The following is a 3,626-nucleotide window of genomic DNA, read 5'->3' on the forward strand; positions in this document are numbered from 1 at the left end:
AGAATGTAACCGGCCAGGTCTCTTGATTGTCTCGTGTTGACGCAGGTCGGGTCGTTTGGGTGACAAGCGCTGTGACTGTGCGGTGCTCGCGGTGGGTGACACCCCGTAGGTTGATCGTGTGCCGCCCATCGATCAGCCTGCGCAGTCGTATAAGAACCTGTTTTGAATCTTGATTTTACTCACTGTGTGTAACTGCGAGAGGCGTCCAGCGCTTGATCGGCGTCTGGCGCGCGATACGGCGGGTCATGATACGAATCATCGCCCAATGGATAAATGATTCGGAGGTGGCGGGTTCGCGTTCGTAGTCTCGAGCGAGGCGACGATGCGCGGTGATCCAGGAGATGGTGCGTTCAACGATCCACCTTTTCGGGAGGACCTCGAAGTGTTTCTGTCCGGGTTTCTTTCGGATGATCGATACGGTGGTTCTCATGATGGTGGCGGCCCATTCCACGAACCAGCCGGCGAAACCGGCGTCGGCACACAGATGACGGCAGCGCCGGTGAGCGAAGTAATGGTCCACCAGGACGCGCCGGCCGCCGTCGCGGTCCTGGACGCCGGCTGGGACGACCAGCACGGCGAGCAGCAGGCCGAGGGTGTCGACGATGAAGAAACGCTTGCGGCCGTTGACCTTCTTACCGGCGTCGTAGCCTCGGGAGCCCCTGCCCACGGTCTGCGCGCCCTTGACAGACTGGGAGTCGATGATTCCCATGGTGGGTGCGACGTCCCGGCCCGCCAGCGTGCGCAGCTTGTCACGCAGAGCGTCGTGCAACTTCACCGTCACCCCCTTCTTCCGCCATCGGTAAAAGAAACCGTAGACCGTCTGCCAGGGCGGAAAATCCGACGGCAGCGACCGCCACACTCCGCCGTTGTGCGCCACGTAGAGGATCGCGTTCACAATCTCCCGGCGGGGGTGTTCCTCAGGCCGACCATCCTTGCTTATCGGCGGCAGCAGCGGTTCGACCAGCGCCCACTCGCCGTCGGACAGATCTGATGGGTAATGATGCGACCGCGACATACCCCGACAGTAATGATCAAATTTCGCCCAGTCATGTCGATCATCCGGCGAAGGGCACGCTCCATGCATGCTTACAAGATTCAAAACAGGTTCTTACGTATCAGGAAAAGGTATCCCGGGTGCTCACTCTGAAATAAATGCGATCAACCAGGGGTTGTGGGCGAGGGCTGGCTCTAGCATCGAAGATTTTTTGATCTATAATGTGCGTCTTCGCGGTGCAGAGCAGGGAGCATCGATTGGCAGATGTTCCTACTGTTCATTTCTCACGCGAGGCGCGGAGGAAATTCCATGAGCGAAGACGGTGAAGTGGGCGTGCTGAGAGTTCCCGACGCAGAACTTGATTTCGATGAAAATATGGTGTACACCCATCGCGGTGCTCTTTTTACGGGTATAGGGTACGAAGAAGTTCCCGGTCGGGGAATTTCGGAGATCGGCTATCGTCGAGGGTTGCAAGAAAGGCCTGCGCGGGATTGGTACCCTTCGGGTAAAATAAAGGGAGAATCTTATTTTAGGGAGAATGTCCCCCATGGGGCATTCCGGGAGTTCGACGAAGGCGGAAACCTTCGCTTTGATGCCGTGTATGAATATGGGATACTGGTTTCCTCGGTAAGAACGGATCATTCTGGGGCAATAATTGAGTCTTTTGAAATTGACAGTAGTAATTCAAACTTTTTGTTGCTGGAGCGACTTCGCCGCGAAAAGTCTTGGTGAACGAGGATTCGTCAGACTTCAGGTCTTCGCAGTTGACCGGAACCTGTAGCCGGACGACTACAGGAGTGTCCATTCACGGGTGACGGATCGTGGTCCGCTGACCTGGGTGTTCGCGTTGAGGAAACCCGTCGCGGGTGTTGCTTGATCGTGGCCGCCGGCTGGGCATGATCTGGAGTTGTGGCTGACCCGTCCGCGTCGTTCGAGTCGCGTCTCGCGTCGTTCGAGTCGCGGGCTGTCGCGGCGGAGGCGCGGGTCGGGGAGTTGACGGAGGCCGTCGCGCGGCTGACCGGGGCGCACGGCCGGTTGGCGGAGACGAACGGCCGGCTGCGTCGGGTGGTCGAGGACGCGGCCCAGCGGCATGCGGTGGAGTTGGCCGGCCGTGAGGCGGAGCTTGCCGTGGAGCGGGCCGAACGCCGGCGGCTGGAGCTTGAGGTCGCGCAGTTGCGGCGGCGCCTCGGGATGGACAGCACGAACTCCTCGACGCCGCCATCGAGGGAGCCGATCGGAGCGAAGGCGCAGCGTCGGGCACGGCAGGCCTCGGAGCGGGGGTCCGGTCGAAGGACCGGAAACCAGGTGGGCAGCCGGGTCATCCGGGGTCGGGGCTGGCCCGGGATGCGGATCCGGACCGATCGTTGCGGGCGGACCCGCCGGACCAGTGCTCGTCGTGCCAGGCGGATCTTTCCGAGGCTGAGGTGCTGGGCGATGGCTGGGCGCAGCTGTGGGACGTGCTCGAACCCGTGCTGGAGAAGGTCGAGTGGGCGCTGCCGCGGCGGCGGTGCGTCTGTTGCCGGAAGGTCACGGCCGCGGTCGTGCCGCACGCGAGGGCGGGCTGTGTGTCCTACGGGCCGCGGCTGAACGCCGCCGCGGTGCTGCTGGCCACCGAGGGCAACGTGCCGGTCGAGCGGGCCGCGATGCTCATCGCCGCCCTGCTGGGCGTGCCGGTGTCGTCCGGGTTCGTCGCCCGCGCGGTCGAACGGCTCGCCGCCACGCGGGACGCGGCCGGGTTCGACGCGGCGATGAGGACGGCGCTCGGCGCCGAGGACGTGCTGTGCGGCGACGAGAGGGCGGTCAACGTGCTCGGCCGCGACGTCGACGACGCCGGGAGGGCGCTGGCGGGGACCCCGCACATCGTCACCGTGCGCACCCCGGCCCCCGGACTGGTCTGGTACGCGCCGACCCACTCCCGTTCGTCGGAGGCGATCGAGGGCCTGCAGATCCTGTCCGGCTTCCGCGGCTACCTGGTCCGGGACGGCTACGCCGGCTGGTACCAGTGCGACGCCCAGCTCGCCGGCGTCCAGGAATGCTGCGCCCACCTCATTCGCCACCTACGCGGGGTGGTGAACCTCGACCCGAAGGTCCAGGCTTGGGCCGGCCGGCTCATCGACCTGCTGCGCGAGGCCTACCGCGAGGTCGCCGCCGCCCGCGCCGCCGGACACGACCGCCTGGACGCGGACCTGCTCGCCGCCCTGCGCGCCCGCTACGACAAGGACGTCGAGTGGGGCCGGCTGACCAACCGCTGCCGGGACTGGACCGACGGTGCCCACCATCCCGGCCACGTGCTGGCGACCCGGTTCGCCACCATCGCCGACCGGGTCTGGCTGTTCGCCACCAACGTCAGGATTCCGTGGACGAACAACGCCTGCGAGCAGGCGCTACGGCTCCCGAAACGCCACCAGGCCGTCTCCGGCTACTGGCACACCCCGGCGACCCTCGCCGCCTACTGCCGCGTGCGCTCCTACCTCGTCTCCGCCTCCGACCACGGCCTACGCGCCATCGAAGCGATCACGACGGCCCTCGCGGGCAAGCCCTGGCTCCCCGTACCCCGGACCAACATCCAGCCCCCGCCCTCGCCACCACCGCCTAAAACAACATCACAACGGGTCGCACCCGTGAATGGACA

The 3,626-nt window shown here is 64.8% G+C and carries 1 protein-coding gene and 2 pseudogenes; 2 read left to right on the top strand and 1 reads right to left on the bottom strand.

Going from position 1 to position 3,626, the window contains the following annotated elements; translation table 11 throughout:
• Positions 1 to 175 precede the first annotated feature (175 nt).
• Positions 176 to 1,015: pseudogene (locus tag AC5LUJ_RS23570) on the bottom strand (IS5 family transposase); the annotation flags it as partial.
• A gap of 288 nt (positions 1,016 to 1,303) precedes the next feature.
• Between AC5LUJ_RS23570 and AC5LUJ_RS23575 the strand changes: the two are divergent.
• Together AC5LUJ_RS23575 and tnpC are read left to right on the top strand one after the other, a co-directional pair.
• Positions 1,304 to 1,726, top strand: coding sequence for a toxin-antitoxin system YwqK family antitoxin (locus AC5LUJ_RS23575; protein WP_250290208.1), 423 nt, complete (start codon positions 1,304 to 1,306; stop codon positions 1,724 to 1,726).
• A 177-nt stretch (positions 1,727 to 1,903) separates the two neighbouring features.
• A pseudogene (gene tnpC / locus AC5LUJ_RS23580) lies at positions 1,904 to 3,590 on the top strand (IS66 family transposase).
• Positions 3,591 to 3,626 lie beyond the last annotated feature (36 nt).

Source organism: Protofrankia sp. CiP1_Cm_nod3 (assembly GCF_982290655.1).